This is a genomic window from Geomonas paludis (assembly GCF_014193585.1).
Lineage (GTDB): Bacteria > Desulfobacterota > Desulfuromonadia > Geobacterales > Geobacteraceae > Geomonas > Geomonas paludis.
This window is the reverse complement of sequence record NZ_BLXY01000001.1, coordinates 616,082-633,187: the sequence shown is the minus strand read 5'-3', so window position 1 is coordinate 633,187 and position 17,106 is coordinate 616,082. Positions and strand designations below refer to the sequence as shown.

Below are 17,106 nucleotides of genomic sequence, written 5' to 3'. Positions count from 1 at the left end.
TATGCAAACCAGCATCCGGGCATCTCCCTCACCCGGCCTCCGGCCACCCTCTCCCAAAGGGAGAGGGGTACGGTGCCGGCTTACCGATGCGGGTACGCCTTCTTATGCTTTCTCTTCTTATGCAACACTTTCAACAACTCATCCGCCGTCAGCGCGTTCAGCACGTCATCCCGCTCCAGCCAGCCGCGCTGGGCGACCGAGATCCCCCAGGGGAGGGTCTCGAACTGGATCTTGGCGTGGGTGTCGGTATTGATGGCGATCTTGACGCCCAGCTCCTTGGCGCGGCGCACGTAGCGGTCTTCCAGGTCCAGCCGCAGCGGGTACGCGTTGATCTCCATCGCCGTCCCCGTCTCCCTGGCCACCTGGAGCACCTCTTCCATGTCCAGCTGGTATCCCTCCCGTTCCCCGATGATCCGTCCGGTGGGATGGGCGATGATGTGCACGTACGGGTTCCTCATGGCGGCCACGATGCGCGCGGTCATCACCTCCTTGGAGTTGCTGAAGCCGGAGTGGATCGACGCCACCACCACGTCGAGATCTTTCAGGACGTCATCCGGAAAATCGAGAGTGCCGTCGCCGCGGATGTCCATCTCGGTGCCGTGCAGCACCCGGAAACCCTTCAGCTCGCGGTTCAACCCGGCGATCTCCGCCTGCTGCTCCCGGATTCGCTCCACCGTCAGGCCCCGCGCCACCCCCAGCCCCTGGGAATGGTCAGTGACAGCGATATAGGAAAACCCGTGCAGGCGCGCCGCCTCCACCAGCTCGGCGATGCCGTGGGCTCCGTCGCTCCAGCGGGAATGGACGTGCAGGTCCCCGAGTATCTGCTCCCGGGTCACCAACTGCGGCAGTTTTCCCGCCTGCGCCGCCTCGATCTCGCCGCGGTCTTCGCGCAGGACCGGGGGCACGAAGGGGAGCTCGAGCAGGCGGTAGACATCCTCCTCGTTCTCGCCCCCCAGGCGCACGTTGTCCTCCTCCCGGAAGATGCCGTACTCGTTGATCTTCATCCCGCGCTTCTGCGCCATCTCCCGCAGCCGGACGTTGTGGGCCTGGCTTCCGGTCAGGTAGGCGAGGGCAGCGCCGTAGGAAGCGGGCTCGACCACGCGCAGGTCCACCTGCACCCCTTCCCGGATGGTGACGCTGGCCCTGGTCGGGCCGCGCATGATCACGTCGTGCACCTGGGTCAGGTTCAGGAACGCCTCCATGACGCTGGCGGGGTCGGGGGAGGTAGCCACGATATCGATGTCCTTGATGCTGTCGCGCCGGCGCCTGATGCTTCCGGCCACCTCGATCCGCTCCAGGGGCGCCATCTGTTTGAGGGCCGCCACCAATTCCTCCGCCGCCGGCAGCATCCGTCCCAGCGGCTGTCGCTCCCGCCCCCGCTTCACCGCCTGGATCCCTTTCAGGATGTTCTCCTCGGTCTTCTCCTTGATCCCCTTGATGCCGCTCAGGCGGTGGTCCCGGGCCGCCTGTTCCAGCTCTTCGAGGCTGGTGATCTGCAGCGCCTCGTAGATCGCCTTCGCCGTCTTCGGCCCCAGGTCGGGTACCGCCAGCAGGGTGAAGACCCCGGCGGGCACCTCCTTCTTCAACTGCTCGTAGTAGGCCGTAGTTCCGGTCTGCAGGTACTCCTCGATGCGCGCGGCCAAGTCCGCCCCCACCCCCGGGATTTCCAGGAGCTCCTTGTGCGACATCTGGGCCAGGTCCCGGTTCAGCCCTTCCAGGTTGAGGGCGGCCCGTCGATAGGCCCTGATCTTGAAGACGTTGTCCTGCCGGATGTCCATGATGTCTGCTATCTCATCGAACATCCTGGCGATTTCCCGGTTCTTCATGGCATCCCCCGGTCAGAGGAGGGACTGGCTCCGTTAGGTGCCTGTCCCTTTAGCGGAACGCTCCTTTCAGCTCAGCCACCAAGGGGACAGGCACCTGGCGGAGCCAGTCCCCTACTTCCCCGCCTGATCCCCCCAGAGTTCCTTGAGCCTGTGGTCCCGGCCGCAGCTCAGGCGGTAGTAAGAATACCGCAGCGGGTTCTTCTTGTAATAGTGCTGGTGATATTCTTCCGCCGGGTAGAACTGCGTGGCCGCAACGATCTCGGTCTGGATGGGCGCTTTCAACTGCCTGCTCTTCTCCAGGGCCTGCTTGGACTGCAGGGCCAAGCGGCGCTGCTCGTCGTTGTGATAGAAGATGGCGCTCCGGTACTGTTCCCCGACGTCGCAGAACTGGCGATCCTTCACGGTGGGGTCGATGTTGTGCCAGTAGCGGTTGAGCAGCTTGTCATAGCTGATCTTGGACGGATCGTAGAGGACCTGCACCGATTCCGCATGGCCGGTGATGCCCGCGGAGACCTGCTCGTAGGTCGGGTTCTTCATGTGGCCGCCGGTATAGCCCGACGTCACCGACACCACCCCCGGCAGTTCGTCGAAGGGATGCTCCATGCACCAGAAGCAGCCGCCGGCAAAGGTCGCCTTCTGCAACTGCGCCGCCGGCAAAGAACCTGCCATCGCCAAGACCAGCAGCAAGGCGGCCGTTACTATAGCCCGTATTTTCATTGTGCCTCCCCAAACCCCCTGTTATTAACGCAAAGCCGCGAAGGCGCAAAGTAAGGCAGAGAAGCACAAGACGTTTTAAAATATTAGATTTGCTGTTCTTTGCGCCTTTGCGGCTTTGCGTTAAATAAAGGGTTCCAAGCCTTCGTATCTTCTTCCCCCTATTTCGTCGCCACGAACTGCAGCGCGGCGGAGTTCATGCAGTAGCGCAGTCCGGTGGGTTTTGGTCCGTCGTTGAAGACATGGCCCAGGTGGCCACCGCAGCGACGGCACAACACCTCGGTCCGCGTACTGAAGAAGCTGCGGTCCGTCTCGGTCTTCACGTTTTCCTTGGCTATCGGCCAGGTGAAGCTTGGCCACCCGGTACCGGACTCGAACTTGTCCTCGGACTTGAACAGGTCCAGCCCGCACCCCGCACAACGGTAGATACCGTGATCATGGGTCGCGGCGTATTTGCCGGTAAAGGCACGCTCGGTCCCCTTTTCCCGAAGGATGTGATACTGCTCAGGCGTCAATATCTTCTTCCACTCCGCGTTGGTCTTCACTACCTCGTCAGACATGATGTAGCTCCTCGTTTCGGCTGAATAGACCTTGATACGGGAAGCGGCGTCAGCTTCGATACCTATTGCCGCCGCGACAAAGAACAAAAAACCCAGAACGAGTCTCCCATAGTTCATGGCGCAATCTCCTGTAGGTGACTGTAACATCTCCTCTTGCACAGCCCTTAGGATAGCATAGGCGGGTAAATATTGCATGACGGGCACCTGGTCAAGAAAGAGCCACATCTGCCGAAAAGTATCTTCACCTTTTGGCTTGAAGCTGAGGGGGTTATCCTGAATAATAGGTGACGTTGTCTGCATTGCTTGGGAGGAATACATGAAGGGTCTTCTGGCAGTCCTGATGGTTCTTATGAGTGCAACGGCTGCTTGCGCCGAGATCTACACCTGGAAAGACAATACCGGGACCAGGTTCTACACCAACAGCCTGCACGAGATCCCGGCGCGCTACCTGAAAAAGGCGCGGGTGCTCGACGTGGCGACCGGAAAACTGGGAGGACTGGCAACGGCACAGCCGCCAACACCGGCAGCACCAGCCGCTGCGGGCCGAAGCGCCGCGCCGGCGCCCCAGCCGCTCCTGGTACAGGCACCGTCGGTTCAGCCCACGGCAGCGCCGGAACCGCCGCACCCCCCCCAGGCGGCAGCCCCCCAGGCGCCGGGTACTCCTGCGGCAGCCGCGGCATCCCCGGCCGCACCGGTTGCGGAACGCGCACCCGCAGCCCAAAACTCGACCCGTCCCCCGGGGCGGCTCTCGCGCAGGGAACTCAGGGCCCAGAGCAGGCGCAGCAACAGTACCGGCGACGAGTGATCCCGTGGTAGCGGAAGGGACTGGCTCCGTTTAGGTGCCTGTCCCTCTAGCGGCACGCTCCCTTCCGCTCCGCCAGCTTACCCAAGTCCTAAGGGGACAGGCACCTGGCGGAGCCAGTCCCCCGCCAGCTTACCCAAGCCCTAAGGGGACAGGCACCTGGCGGAGCCAGTCCCCTCGAAAGCGGAGGCGGTAATGAAAGTCCTTGTTGCATCCATTCTGCTGTTAGTGGCCGGCACGGCCGGCGCCGAAGAACTGATCTGCCGGGGGAACATCGTCAGCACCCAGGGCGAAGGGATCGTGGCGCGCAAGCACCGCTTCGAGGTCTCCGACGTGACCGGCGACGACGTCCAGGCAGTGCTGGAGAAGTGCAGGAAGATCGCGCTGGAACGACAGGGTCGCGCCGCCCGCAAGAACCCCGGCGGCAATTTCACCCCCCTTTCCCAGGTGGAGCTGCAGTGCAGTAAAGGCAATGAAAAGATCGAGGTGCGCCGCACGATCCAGACCCGGTAGCGGCACGCAAAAATGCAGAAGGAAAGACGAGAAGAGAAGCCCCCCGCGGGCTTCTCTTTTTTTTAATTGTGATAGTATTTACTCTTAATTTGAATTTCCAGCGGCCACGTGCCGATAAGAGTACGGGGCGCGCTTCCCGTCGCCCCACCAAATCCCCACGATTCTGACGACTTACCTTCTTAGAGTTGGCTGCACCACGTTAAATCCAAAGCGGCACCATAGGAGAACAGGATGAACATTCATGAGTATCAGGCCAAGGAGATACTGAATTCGTTCGGCATCCCCATCCCTCGTGGTCGCGTTGCGCTCACCGCCGACCAGGTGGAGCGGGCAGCCAAGGAGATGGGGGGGCGCTGCGTGGTCAAGGCGCAGATCTATGCCGGCGGACGCGGCAAGGCGGGCGGCGTCAGGCTCGTGCACCATCCGGAACAGGCCCAGGAGTACGCGAAGGAGCTCTTTGGCAAGACCCTGGTGACACCGCAGACCGGCCCCGAGGGGCTCAAGGTCCGGCGCATCCTGGTGGAGGAGGCGGTAGAGATCGCCCGCGAGTTCTACCTCTCCATCACCCTGGACCGTAGCACGTCGCGCTACGTGCTGATCGCCTCCGCCGAAGGGGGGATGGAAATCGAGGAGGTCGCCTCCAAGACTCCCGAGAAGATCCACACCCTGACCATCGACCCGTTCCTCGGGCTCAGATCGTACCAGGCACGGCAGATCGCCCTGCAGCTCGGCCTGTCCGGGAGCGTCTGCGAGGACTGCGTCAACCTCATCCTCAACCTGTACCGGGTCTGCCTGGAGAAGGACTGCGCGCTGGTGGAGATCAACCCGCTCGTGGTCACCAGGGCCGGATGGCTCATGGCCATGGACGCCAAAATCACCTTCGACGACAACGCCATCTTCAGGCACCGCGAATATCCGGACATGATGGACTACTCCCAGCTCGACCCGCTGGAGATCAACGCCGGCAAGTACGACCTGGCCTACATCAAGCTCTCCGGCTCCATCGGCTGCCTGGTGAACGGCGCCGGCCTAGCCATGGCCACCCTCGACGTGCTCAAGGAGTTCGGCGGGGAGCCGGCCAACTTCCTCGACGTCGGGGGCGGCGCCACCCGCGAGAAGGTGGCCGAGGCATTCAAGATCATCCTGCAGGACGCGGACGTGAAAGGGATCTTCGTCAACATCTTCGGCGGCATCATGCGCTGCGACGTGATTGCCCACGGCATCATCGAGGCGGCCAGCGAGGTGAACTGCACCCTCCCCATCGTGGTGCGCATGGACGGCAGCCAGGTCGAGGAGGGCAAACGGCTCCTCACCGAGAGCGGCCTGAACGTCCAGTGCAGCGACAACCTCGGAGACGCCGCCTCGAAAATCGTCGGGATGCTGGGGTAACTACGGGATCATATTCGGGAGATAAGCCTATGTCCATATTGATCAACAATTCGTCCAGGATAGTAGTGCAGGGGATCACCGGCCGCAGCGGCCTGTTTCACACCCAGCAGTGCCGCGAGTACGGCAGCAACATCGTGGCCGGCGTGACGCCCGGCAAGGGGGGCATCCACATCGAGGGAATCCCCGTCTTCAACACGGTGGCCGAGGCGGTCAAGTACACCAACGCCAACGTCTCCATGATCTTCGTGCCGCCGCCGGGGGCGGCCGACGCCATCCTCGAATCGGCGGCTGCCGGGCTCGAGCTCGCCGTCTGCATCACCGAGGGAATTCCGGTACGCGACATGGTCCCGGTTAAGGCGGTACTCAAGCAGAGCAAGATGCGCCTGGTCGGCCCCAACTGTCCCGGCGTGATCACGCCGGGCGAGTGCAAGATCGGCATCATGCCGGGCCACATCCACAGGCCGGGCAAGATCGGCGTCGTCTCGCGCTCCGGCACCCTCACCTACGAGGCGGTCAAACAGCTCACCGACATGGGGCTTGGCCAATCGACCTGCGTCGGGATCGGGGGGGACCCCATCATCGGCATGAACTTCATCGACGTGCTCAAGCTCTTCAATGAGGACCCGGGCACGGAAGGGGTCTTCATGATCGGCGAGATCGGGGGATCCGCCGAGGAGGACGCCGCGCACTGGATCCAGGAGCACATGAAAAAGCCGGTGGCGGCCTTTATCGCCGGGGTCACCGCGCCGCCGGGTAAGAGGATGGGGCACGCCGGCGCCATTATCACCGGGGGCAAGGGGAAGGCGGAAGACAAGATCCGCACCCTCACCGAGTGCGGCGTAACTGTTGCTTCCAGCCCCACTAAGATGGGCGAGGCCATGCAGACCGCCATCGCCGCCAAGGGGAACGGTAAAAAGAAACCTAGCTAGCGATGATCTTCCGCTAGTCCCTCTCCCTCTGGGAGAGGGTGCCCACCGGGCGGGTGAGGGCTCTGCCGGGTGCGACAACTTGCCCGTGGCAACGCCCTCACCCTAACCCTCTCCCTGAGGGAGAGGGAACATGAAAAAGAACATAGCCGTCCGGGTCCAGCGTTAAAAGGGGCACCTCCCATGTGGGGGGTGCCCCTTTCCATTTCCTATCCGTTACCATCTCCGCTCACCGGTCCACATCCCCTCTCCCTCAGGGAGAGGGTCAGGGTGAGGGAGTCTTTTTACCCACCGGTATCCTCTCCTCGCAGGGAACCCTCGTCTGGCACAGTCCGCAGCCGGTGCTGCTGACCCCATACCGCTCTCCGACCGCCTCCGGTACCGCTCCATAGACGTAGCCGCGGCAGATTGCCTTGTCGTGTCCCTCTTTGGAAAGGGCTCCGACCGGACAGCGGCCGATACACGCCCCGCAGCTCCCCTCCCGGTACCACAGGCAGTTGGACCGGTGATCGCTCCACGGCCGCGGGCTCGGCTCGATGGCGAGGTCGGTGACGACGCTCCCCAGGCGATGGGCGATGCCGCGCGGGGTGATCAGGGCATCGTTGAGGCTGAAGGTCCCCAGACCCGCCGCGTAGGCGGCGTGGCGCTCGGACCAGGAGCAAGCGATCCCCACCGGGGTGTCCGGGTACTCCCGCCAGGCCGGGTGCAGCTGTGGCGCAAAAGCGCGGTAGCCCGCATCGACCAGGAACTGCACCACCTGGCGGCGCAGGGCGGCATTGAAAGCCTCCCCGTGCTGCCTGGTGAGCGCCCAGGCGCGGGAGGGATAGGTTGTCTCGCTGCGGTTGCTGCGGCGGGTCTCCCCGGAGATGGGGAGGGCCCAGCAGATCACGGTGGCGGGGCGCCAAGGTGGATCCTCCCGCTGCGCCAGTTCGGAAGGGGTGAGATGGAAGGGGCCGATCACGGTCTGGTACTGCGCGAACAGAGGATCATCCGCAGCCGCAAAGCCTATCAACGGCTCTGTGAAGTAGGGCGCGCCGCCTTCCGGGAACCGGTTCCCCGGCTCCTCCTGCACGAAGTCCATGATCATCCGGCAAAGCGTCTCTCTCATCCGTGGCACCTCCCCGAGAAGTTATCAATAGGGCCACCTACCTTATCACGATAAACACCGGTAGCCACATTTTTTTCCTGCTCTGCACGGACAGCATGGAGAGGCTCCGGCATGGCGCCGACGGTCTGTACATTATTTTTCTTAAATGCGGGCCGTTTTGTTTACAACACGTCTCAAGTACTAACGGCACCTCCCCGATAAGTGACCTGCACCAGTGAAACACCGTTCGGCAGAAGCGGCCCGCCCCCGCAGCATTGCAAGGAGAAGGAAATGAACCAAATCTTGAACGTTTACCTCAACCTCACCATCAAGACCAGGCTCAGCCTGCTGTGCGTCTGCTACAGCCTCTGCCTGATCGCCACCGCAGTTGCCGCCCAGGCCGATTCCCTGCTGATCAAGTATGGCTCCCTCACCCTCTTCATTGTTCTGGGCGGCGTCTTCGGCGCCATCAACATCTGGTCGATCAGGACACCGCTGGCGCGCACCATGCGCTACCTGGAGATCATGGCCCAGGGGGACCTCAGCGAGGAAATCGTGATCAACCGCCGCAACGAGATCAGCCAGATGCTTCGGGCCCTGCAGAAACTGCAGGCTTCCATGCGGGGGATGATCCAGGGGATCCAGCAGACCGCCGACCAGCTCGCCCATGCGTCCAGCCAACTCAGCAACACCTCCCTCAGGATGGCCGAGGGTACCGAGCACGCTTCACAGCAGTCCAGTTCCGTCTCCAACGCCGTGGGCGAGATGGCCGGCGTCAGCAGCGACATCGCCCTCAGCTGCCAAAAGATGGCCGACCGGGCCGGGAGCACCAGCACGGCGACCAGCAAGGGAGAGGAGACCATCACCCGCATGACCTCGGTCATGGGAGAGATCGAGCAGATGGTCACGGGCACCGTCGACGCCGTGAAAGCGCTGGGCAGCAACTCGGACCGCATCGGCGACATTGTCGTCGCCATCGAGGACATTGCGGATCAGACCAACCTGCTGGCTCTCAATGCCGCCATCGAGGCCGCGCGGGCAGGCGAACAGGGGAGAGGCTTCGCGGTCGTTGCCGACGAGGTGAGGATGCTGGCGGAGCGGACCACCTCGTCCACCCGGGAGGTGCAGTCGATCATAACTGCACTGCAAGGGGACGTGAAGAACGTGATTTCCCTGATGGAGCGCAGCGCCGGCAGTGTCAGAAACGGCACCGAAGACATGCAGCACTCAAGCCAGGCGATCGGGACCATCAAGGAGCAGATCACCCCGCTTTTGGAGTACGTGTCCCAGGTCGCCATCGCGGCGGAGGAACAGTCCGCCACCACCTCCAGCATCTCGGAGAGCATGCGGCAGATCATCGACGTGGTGCAGCAAACGGCGGGGGGCGCGCAGGAGTCCGCCCGTGCCGCGGAGGGCCTGGCCAACTCGGCGCGGGCGCTGCAGGACATGGTAAGCCGGTTCAAAGTGGCGGCATAAAGGCGATAACAATCTAACAGGGATAAAGGGGATGAAAGGGATAGAATCTATCCCCTTTATCCCTTTTATCCCTGTTAAACGTCTTTATCTTTGCCGGTCAGACGTGGAATTTGCGGGCGAGGTCGTTGTCGATGACGTAGACGCAGATTTCCTTGGCGCACTGCTTGGTGTACTTGAACTTGTCGGAGCTCAGGTTGTTGATCAGGAAGGTGACGTCGTCCCTGATGCGCTTGTCGTAGGTCTTGAAGGCCTCGGTGTCGAAATCCTTGATGGCGCGGCGGAAGTTGGCGTTCTCCAGGAACGGCTCCAGCACCTTCTCCTTCAGGTTGAAGACGTAGCGGTCGTGCAGCGACTGGAACAGCGCCGTATCCTGGGCGCGTTTCCCCTCCACCATGATCTCCTGGGTCAAGGTTCTGCCGGTGTACTCACGCTGGGTTTCCTGCCGGAACGCGAGCCGCGCCTCATCCTCCACCTTGGCGCCCAGCAGACGCCGCTCGATCCCCGCCAGGAACTCCTCGGTAATTTCCAGCTTCTCACCCGTGAACCGGCACACCTCGACGGCGCCCGGCTCGAAGTTGACCGCGAACATGTAGTGCAGGATGTCGCGCTCGATCTGGGCCTCGTTGTAGTAGTAGAGCGCCTCCTTCACCTCCTGGAGCACCACGTAGTCGTAGTTGTGCACCAGCGACTCCATGAACCCGTCCGGTATCGATTCCTTCAGCTCCTTGTGCCAGCGCGTGAAGAAGGTGGACAGGTTGTTCATGGTGATCATCTTGTCCTTCCTGGCGTAGGCGGAGTAGAAGTCGGAGAAGATCTTGATGGACTCGCGCCCCGAGAAGCCGTGGTCCCCTTCGTGCTCGCTCTCGGCGATGATTTTCTTCCTGCGCTTGGCGTTGAGCCGCTTCCTGTCCTCCTCGGAAAGCCACTCCGGGATGTGCCCGGTGTAGATCTCCATCTTCAGGATCTGCAGGTTCTCGTCGCAGTAGAGCCGGTACTTTTCCGGATCCCCGATCCACTCCAGGAGCGCGTCCGACTTGACGTTCATCCTGGTCGAGATGATCACGCGAGCGAAGTTGTGCAGCACCCGCGGCAGGAAACTGGTATCGATGTGCTTGCCGAAGATGTTGCGGTAGATCTCCACCTCGGTGTTCAGGTCCATGACGTAGGGGATGTTGATGAACTCGATGCGGTCCGAGAAGGACTGCACCCCCTCGATGCTCCGCTCGTCCTCGGGGTTCATGAGCGCGATGAACAGGCTGCGCACGTTCTCCTCGATGTCCTCGACCTTGTGGATCCCCTCGCTGATGATGTTGTGCAGCTCCAGGAGCCGCTCCGCGTTGTGGGACTTCACGTCCATGAGGGCGTAGATGCCGTTGTTGGTCTTGGCGAAGTTGGAGAAGAGGTATTTCACCTCGTTGCTGTCACCCAGGAGGAGGTCGATCTTCCGCTGCAGCATGTCGTTGGTGAGGATGTTCATCTTCATCGACTTGTCGCCCGGGTTGAACACCGTGATCCCCTCGCCCAACCTGCGGTTGAAGCGATAGGGGCGCACCTTGATCATCCGGAAGATGTCGGCAGGGTCGTCGAGCCGCGCCGCGAGTGCCTGGAAGATGGAGGTGCAGATGGTGCAGGGCGAATCGCGGAACACCCAGTCGTACTCCTTCTCGGTGAAGAGTTTCCACTTGAAGGAGTCGTTCTGGAAGACGTCGTCGAAGAAGGCGCGCCGCTGGGCCTTGTCGATCATGAGCAGCGGGCTGTCGTGGGACGGGCAGGGGACCTCGACCACGTCGCCGCCGCGCAAAAGGGCCCGGGTGTCGAGGTGATCGTGACTCTCCAGTTCGTACTCGTCGAGCAGGTGGGACAGTTTTTCCACGAAGGCGCTGACCTGGTGCTCCTTGAAGCTCCCCAGGACGCGGCGGTCCAGGTGCCACACCACCTCGTAGGTCCTCCCCTCGTCGGTGCTGGCGTACTCCTCGAACTTCATCAGCACGTTGTTGAGGAAGGTACTCTTGCCCGACCCCGGGGGGCCTTCGAATATGTAGATCTTGTTCTGGCGCGCCCCGCTCTTCATGTCGGCGACGTGGCTCATGAACCGGTTCGCGAACAGGCGGTCGGCAAAGAACGGGCGGTCGGAGTTCTGCACGAAGAGCTTGGTGGTATCGTACGGGACGAAGTTGATCGACTCCGGGTCCTCGGGGTACTCGTCGGTTCCGGCGTTGACGTAGCTACCCACCATGTCGTGGAAAAGCTGGAAGATGTTGCGCATCATCCGTTCCGGCTTCTCCGTGACGAGCTGCATGAACTCCTCGAACGACATGTGCGAGGCATTCTTGTGCTCGACGATGGAGCGACTCAACTGCTTTATGACTGTCTCTAGATCTGGCATAGCTTATCCGCCTGTCACAGTATCTGTCGGTTGAGGACCTTGTCCTTCATGGTGTACACCACCCGCTGCCACGTGATCTCCGGCTCTTCCACCCCTTCCCGGCCGGAACTGCCGCGCTGCTGCTCTATCACCGCCTCGCTGGTCTCCAGCTGCACCGGCGCCCCCCACAGGTACTCGATGCCGACCATGGTATTAGCGATGTATTCCGAGACCAGCTGCTTCCCCTCGAAATGGTGCACCAGGTAGAGCATCCCCTCCTCGCCGCGCTCCGGTGCGATCTCGATGTGCGGCGGATGGTACAGCGAGGCGAGCACCATGTCGCGGTAGTCGTTGGCGTCCCGGCTCTTGACGTAGTACTGCCACACCATGCGCTGCGGGTCGAGCCGCTTGCCGGTCACGAACAGGTCGTAGCGGTCGGTGAACTCCTGGTCCACGAAGTCCTTGATGAAGAGGTAGTCGCAGTAGTTGCTCCTGATCTTGAACAGGTACTCGTCCCCTTTGCCGGAGGCGGCATCGAAGTGCTTCCTCTCCTCGCGGTCCGAGAGCCGGTTGAACTCGTAGCCGGTCTTGCCCTTGTCACCGTTCTCCTTCAACTGGTACATAAGCCGCATGCCCAGGGCGTACGGGTTCATGCCCACGCGCGGCATGGAGGTCACGCCGGCGTGGACCCGGGCGAAATCGACCTCGTGCCCCTTGATGCGGTCGTCCACCAGGAACAGCTTCTCGTGCCAGTAGCTCGCCCACCCCTCGTTCATGATCTTGGTGCGGATCTGCGGCTGGAAGAAGATCGAGGTCTTGCGCACCACCTCGAGCACCGAGCGCATCCACTGGTTTTCGTCGCGGGCCAGGAACTCGGAGTTCTCGATGAGGAACTTCATCAGGTCGCGCCGCTCCACCCGCTTCACGTTCTGGCTCTTGGCGAAGTGCGCCTCCATTTCCGGGTACTTGGCGGTCACCTCGGCGAAGAAGATGCGCTCCCCTTCCTCCCGGTTCTGGGCGATGGCGTCGTTGTAGCGCGCCACCTCTTTCAGGTACTCCCCTACCGGAAGCTTCTTCTCGACCTGCAGGAAAACGTCGAAGTAGTAGTCCAGGCGGCTGGAAGTGGCGGCCTCCGGCGCCATGAACAGGGGGGAGAGTTCGTCGTGGTAGCCGACCAGGTTGTCGATGGAGCGGGCGAATTCGAGGATGTAGTCCACCCAGCGCCCCTTCTCGGCTCTGAGCTTCGCGATCACCCGCTTGTCCGAGAGCGCCTGGCCGGTGAAGTCGTATTCCCACGTATGCCGGAAGTAGAGGTTGTTCTGGAAGAAGTCTATGTGGCCCAGCACGTGGTAGAAGATCATCACGTTGAGCCAGTCCGGGTTGTTGTCGTTGTAGAACGAGATGGGGGGACGCGTGTTGATCACGGTCTCGTAGGGGTTATGCGGGTAGAGCTCGTACTCCCCTTTGCCGCGCAGCACCTCCACGTCGTGCACCCAGTAATCGTACAGGGTCGGAATCATCACCTTCGGGGAGAGCTCGATCAGGTCGCGGTTGGTGACGATATATTCGAGGCTCTCGTCGGTGAAGGTGAGCCCGGCGGCGCGCGCCCGCTCCTTGCACCCTTCCATGATCGCCTTGGTATGTTGGTTGATCAGTTCCATAACTGCCTCAGAAAAGCAGATTAAGATAAAGATTAAGAATAAGAAAACGTCCTAGATGCTGCTACCACATTCCCCCAACCGGCTTCACCTCTTAGTCTCAGTCTTAGTCTTAATCTCAGTCTTAATCTGTCTCTACGAGATGAGCCTCTTGATCCCCTCGATCACGCGGGCCTCTTCGGCGTCCTCGTGCATGATGTCCATACGCAAGAGGTCCGGCTTGTCGCGCAACAGCCCCGAGTTCTCCAGATAGCGCGCCACCTCGGTCCACTGCGTCCCCGCGTGCTCCGCGATGGTGACCCCCATGCGGCTCACGTAGCTTAGGATCTTGACCAGCTCCGGTATGGACTTGTCGCCGCCGGTATCCCAGTCGTCGCCGTCGGTGCCGTGGAAGACATAAATGTTGTAATCCGCCGCCAGGTTTTCCTTCTCGACGATCTCGTTGACCAGTTTGTAGGCGCTGGCCACCTCGGTTCCGCCGGCGACCCGGGAGTTGTAGTAGGTGTCGAAGTCCGGCACCTCCTTCGCCTCGGTGTCGTGCAGGATGAAGCGCGATTCCACCTGCCCGGCGTACTGGTACAGAAGCCAGCTGTAGATCATGACGTGCTGGGTCGCCACCAGCTCGGTCACCTTGCCCGCCATGGAGCCGGAGTAGTCGCGCAGGAAGAAGACCATGGCCTGCGGCTCGTAATCCTTCTCCTGGGAGAAGATGCGGTACACCTTGTCCCGCGGCGAAATCAGGAACCGGGTCGGGTCCATGTCGGCCGGATCGGGAAGGTTGCCCAGCGAGATGTTGGTCTCCACGATCTTCCTGAGCGTCGCCTTCTTGTCCAGCACCTGCCCGGAACCGCGGTTCCTGTCGGTGAGATCGTAGATGTACCGGGTGAAGGAGCGCTTCTTCCCTTTTTCCTTCAGGTTGGGAAGCTGGAACTGCTCGGTGAGCACCCGTCCCAGTTCGTAGGCCGAAGCGCCCATCTCGTGGGCTTCGCCCTCACCCTGTCCCGGCCCCTGCCCCGGCTCCTCGCCGGTCTCGCGCACCTTCTGCTCGCCGATGACCTCGCCTTCCTCGCCCTTGCCGCTGCCGCCGGTCGAGCCACCCTCGCCGGGAGGACGGATGGTCGGGTCGTGCAGGAACTTCTCCTCCTCGGTGGAGGGGACCACGACGATCTTGCCCTTGCCCCCTTTGCCCGGCTTGATCAGTCTCCCCACCCTGATCTTGCGGGGGAAGCCGTCCTTCTCGCGCTGCCGGTCCCGCTCCAGGAGCTCGTCCAGCGCCTTCATGTGCAGCTGGTACGGGTTGGGGACCCGCTCCTGATCCTGCAGCACCGCCAGGTCGTGCCAGGCGTAGAGGCCGCGGGAGAAGTCCGGGAACGGGCCGCGCCGGTCTGAAGTGGAGAGCTCGCGGCTCCCCGCCAGTTCCTCGCGGAAGCGCGCCTCGCGCTCGGGTTCGAGCCCCTTGGCCTTCAGCTGTTCGAGGTATTTTTCGGGATCTTTCATGGCATCGTCGGCCTTTTAAAAGGCGGGCGAATGATTATTCGCCCCTACATGGCTCAGACTCCCCTCGCCCTTCGGGAGAGGGGCGGGGGTGAGGGCGCCGGATCAAGCAACAATCTCGGTCGTGGCAACTCCCTCACCCGGCCTTCGGCCACCCTCTCCCGAGGGGAGAGGGTACCATTCTCTTAGCTTTCATCCTCTTGCGTGCAGAAATACTCGATGGTCTTTTGGGCGCAGGTGCGGCAGTAGCCCAGTTTTCCCAGCATGGTCACGATCATCCGGTCGTAGAGCTTCTGGTTTTCCTCGTTGGTGCGGTTGGCCAGCGCCCCGATCAGGCTGCCGGCGCCGGCGATGTCGGACTTGAGCCGCACGTCGGTGACCGCCTTGACCAACTCGAGGTTGTCCATGAAGTCGTAGCTCGGGTCCACCGAGATCTTCTGGCCGTAGATCTTGCGGATCGAGGTCCTGAAGGAGGCACGCTGCTCCTCGGTCTTCAGCCCGATGCGCTCCTCGACGCTCTTCACGTAACGCTCGTCGATCTTGAGCGCCTTCAGCTCGCCGGTCTGCGGGTCTTTGTACTTCCACATCCGGTCCGGACCGAGATTCTCGGCGTCGATGCCGATGATCATGTTGACGTAGTTCTGCACGTCCTTCTTGATGGCGAACGGCTCGTCCATGTAGGCGTTGAACATCTCGGTCATGATCCGCTCGCGGTAGAGCTTCTTGCCGGTCTTCAGGTCTTCCAGGTACTTCGCCCGCTCGTTGGGTTCCACCACGTAGTCGAGCACGACCCGCTCCAGGCTCCTGAAGACGTCGTAGGCCACCATGCAGCGTCCCTCGTTGGTCTCGGAGCTTTCCTTCAGGATCTGGATGCTGCGGCCAAGGCTCCTGTGCCCCAGGCCGCGCTGCCCGAAACGCTTGGTGATGTCAGGCTCCTGCCCCAGGGTGTCGATGACCTCGGCCAGCGCCTTGATGCTCTTCTCGCCGGCCACCTCGCCGGCGGCAAGCTTCATGGTCTCGATCGGGGTCAGCTTCTCGGACCTGGGGAGCCTGGTGAGCACCACGCCGACGGATGCGGCGTAGTTCAGGTTCGGGTCCTGGTGCAGCACTTCCTTGGTCAGGGTGGTCTTGGATTCGCCGCCGATGGCGTAGGCGGTGAGACCTTCCTGCATCCGGTAGTTGGTGTTGTGCGAGACGTAGCAGATCCTGCAGCGGTCGACGATCGGCGCCTCCTCCTTCTCCGCCAGGAAGCGGTTGAACTCGGAGTTGTTGCTGGTGGCGATGATCATGGAGTCGATGGGCCACTTGTAGCCGTCGATCTCTATGGCGCGGTTCTGGATCACGCCCAGGTAGACCTGCACCAAGTCTTTCTTGTTCTTGAAGATCTCGTCCGAGAAGTGGATGCCGCCCCCCGCCACGCGTGCCAGCGCGCCGCGGCGCAGGTCGAAACGGTACGGGTTGTTGGTATCCGACAGGTGCAACAGGCGCTGGATCGATTCCTCACCGAGCAGGTCGACGGCGGACGAGGTGATCTTGTCCTTGGCCGGATACTTGCCGGTGAGCGTCCCGAGGCTCTCGCTCATCGGTACGGGGAGGATGGCGATGCTCTCCAGGACCTTGTCCAGGTCGTTGTCGTGGTACTGCCGGATCTCGTTGAGGATATAGCCGGTGCTGGCCCCCAGGGGGCGGTAGTTCCGGTACAGGGTCTCGATTTCCGCGTCGGAGAACCCCTGCTCACCGATGAAGCGGCGGCTTTCCTCCGGATCGTCGAAGAGGTTCATGGCCAGGATCATCGGGTCCTCGTAGGTCTCCGAGTCGATCTCGCGGATCCGCCCGTAGTTGCCCAACTGCTCCATGTTCAGGAACCGGAAGCTGTACTTGCGGTTGCGCCCCTGCAGGAAATTGCGGTACTTGCCGCAGAGGAACTCCACGAAGAAGGTCTTGCCGTTGCCGGGCTCGCCGACCAGCACGAACGCCATCTCCTTACTGGAGCCACCTTCGGCGGCGTCTTTCACGAACGAGACGAAGCTGTTGATCTCGTCGTACATGCCGATGGTGTGCTTGCGTCCGGTCCGGAAGATGTTGAAGTCATAGGTCGTTTTGCCGTTGACGACGACCTTCTCGAAACCCGGCTCCAGGATCATCCGGATGATCCCCTGGAAGGCGTTCTCAAAAACCCTTTCTCCCGCCTTGACGGCGGCCAGGTGCTGACGGAGCGTTTCGTTCTTGGCAGTCATGGTTTCCCTCCGCGTGTTATTAAGCTGCGGTCTTCGTTTTAATTGATTTTGACATCCAG

13 protein-coding genes are annotated in these 17,106 nt (G+C 61.9%); 5 read left to right on the top strand and 8 right to left on the bottom strand.

Translation table 11 applies throughout. The features are described from left to right. Positions 1 to 80: 80 nt before the first annotated feature. The 3 genes from polX to msrB all read right to left on the bottom strand — a co-directional run bounded on the left by polX (position 81) and on the right by msrB (position 3,100). On the bottom strand, positions 81 to 1,826 hold the full coding sequence (gene polX, locus H7687_RS02550) for a DNA polymerase/3'-5' exonuclease PolX (protein ID WP_183344775.1): 1,746 nt from the start codon (positions 1,824 to 1,826) through the stop codon (positions 81 to 83). A gap of 111 nt (positions 1,827 to 1,937) precedes the next feature. Then, a complete protein-coding gene (gene msrA, locus H7687_RS02545) occupies positions 1,938 to 2,495 on the bottom strand; it encodes a peptide-methionine (S)-S-oxide reductase MsrA (protein WP_308469774.1) in 558 nt (185 codons plus the stop codon). 206 nt (positions 2,496 to 2,701) lie between these two features. Beyond that, positions 2,702 to 3,100 carry a peptide-methionine (R)-S-oxide reductase MsrB gene (gene msrB, locus H7687_RS02540; protein ID WP_246404521.1) on the bottom strand — a complete coding sequence of 133 codons (399 nt, stop codon included), beginning with the start codon at positions 3,098 to 3,100 and terminating at the stop codon, positions 2,702 to 2,704. Positions 3,101 to 3,416: 316 nt separating this feature from the next. On the opposite strand from msrB, the gene H7687_RS02535 reads away from it, so the two are divergent. The 4 genes from H7687_RS02535 (at position 3,417) to sucD (ending at position 6,733) form a co-directional block, all read left to right on the top strand. Continuing rightward, a complete protein-coding gene (locus H7687_RS02535) occupies positions 3,417 to 3,905 on the top strand; it encodes a DUF4124 domain-containing protein (RefSeq protein WP_183344769.1) in 489 nt (162 codons plus the stop codon). 192 nt (positions 3,906 to 4,097) lie between these two features. Next, positions 4,098 to 4,415 (top strand): hypothetical protein, encoded by a 318-nt coding sequence (locus H7687_RS02530; RefSeq protein WP_183344767.1) that lies wholly within the window; start codon positions 4,098 to 4,100, stop codon positions 4,413 to 4,415. A 231-nt stretch (positions 4,416 to 4,646) separates the two neighbouring features. Next, positions 4,647 to 5,804 carry an ADP-forming succinate--CoA ligase subunit beta gene (gene sucC, locus H7687_RS02525; protein ID WP_183344765.1) on the top strand — a complete coding sequence of 386 codons (1,158 nt, stop codon included), beginning with the start codon at positions 4,647 to 4,649 and terminating at the stop codon, positions 5,802 to 5,804. 29 nt (positions 5,805 to 5,833) lie between these two features. After that, entirely contained in the window at positions 5,834 to 6,733 is a 900-nt protein-coding gene (sucD, locus tag H7687_RS02520) for a succinate--CoA ligase subunit alpha (protein WP_183344763.1), read from the top strand. A gap of 262 nt (positions 6,734 to 6,995) precedes the next feature. Here the strand turns inward: sucD and H7687_RS02515 are convergent, their stop codons facing one another. Then, entirely contained in the window at positions 6,996 to 7,838 is an 843-nt protein-coding gene (locus tag H7687_RS02515; RefSeq protein ID WP_183344761.1) for an epoxyqueuosine reductase, read from the bottom strand. A 270-nt stretch (positions 7,839 to 8,108) separates the two neighbouring features. Here H7687_RS02515 and H7687_RS02510 point away from each other — a divergent pair, with 270 nt between their 5' ends. Next, positions 8,109 to 9,293: a methyl-accepting chemotaxis protein gene (locus H7687_RS02510; RefSeq protein WP_183344759.1), complete on the top strand. Its 1,185-nt coding sequence runs from the start codon at positions 8,109 to 8,111 to the stop codon at positions 9,291 to 9,293. Between the two features lie 97 nt (positions 9,294 to 9,390). Here H7687_RS02510 and H7687_RS02505 read toward each other — a convergent pair whose 3' ends face one another. The 4 genes from H7687_RS02505 to H7687_RS02490 form a co-directional block, all read right to left on the bottom strand. Further along, positions 9,391 to 11,679, bottom strand: coding sequence for a serine protein kinase PrkA (locus tag H7687_RS02505; RefSeq protein WP_183344757.1), 2,289 nt, complete (start codon positions 11,677 to 11,679; stop codon positions 9,391 to 9,393). Between the two features lie 14 nt (positions 11,680 to 11,693). Continuing rightward, entirely contained in the window at positions 11,694 to 13,319 is a 1,626-nt protein-coding gene (locus H7687_RS02500) for a SpoVR family protein (RefSeq protein ID WP_183344755.1), read from the bottom strand. A gap of 132 nt (positions 13,320 to 13,451) precedes the next feature. Further along, on the bottom strand, positions 13,452 to 14,813 hold the full coding sequence (locus tag H7687_RS02495; protein WP_183344754.1) for a DUF444 family protein: 1,362 nt from the start codon (positions 14,811 to 14,813) through the stop codon (positions 13,452 to 13,454). Between the two features lie 182 nt (positions 14,814 to 14,995). Next, on the bottom strand, positions 14,996 to 17,047 hold the full coding sequence (locus H7687_RS02490; RefSeq protein ID WP_183344752.1) for a serine protein kinase PrkA: 2,052 nt from the start codon (positions 17,045 to 17,047) through the stop codon (positions 14,996 to 14,998). Between the last annotated feature and the right edge of the window lie 59 nt (positions 17,048 to 17,106).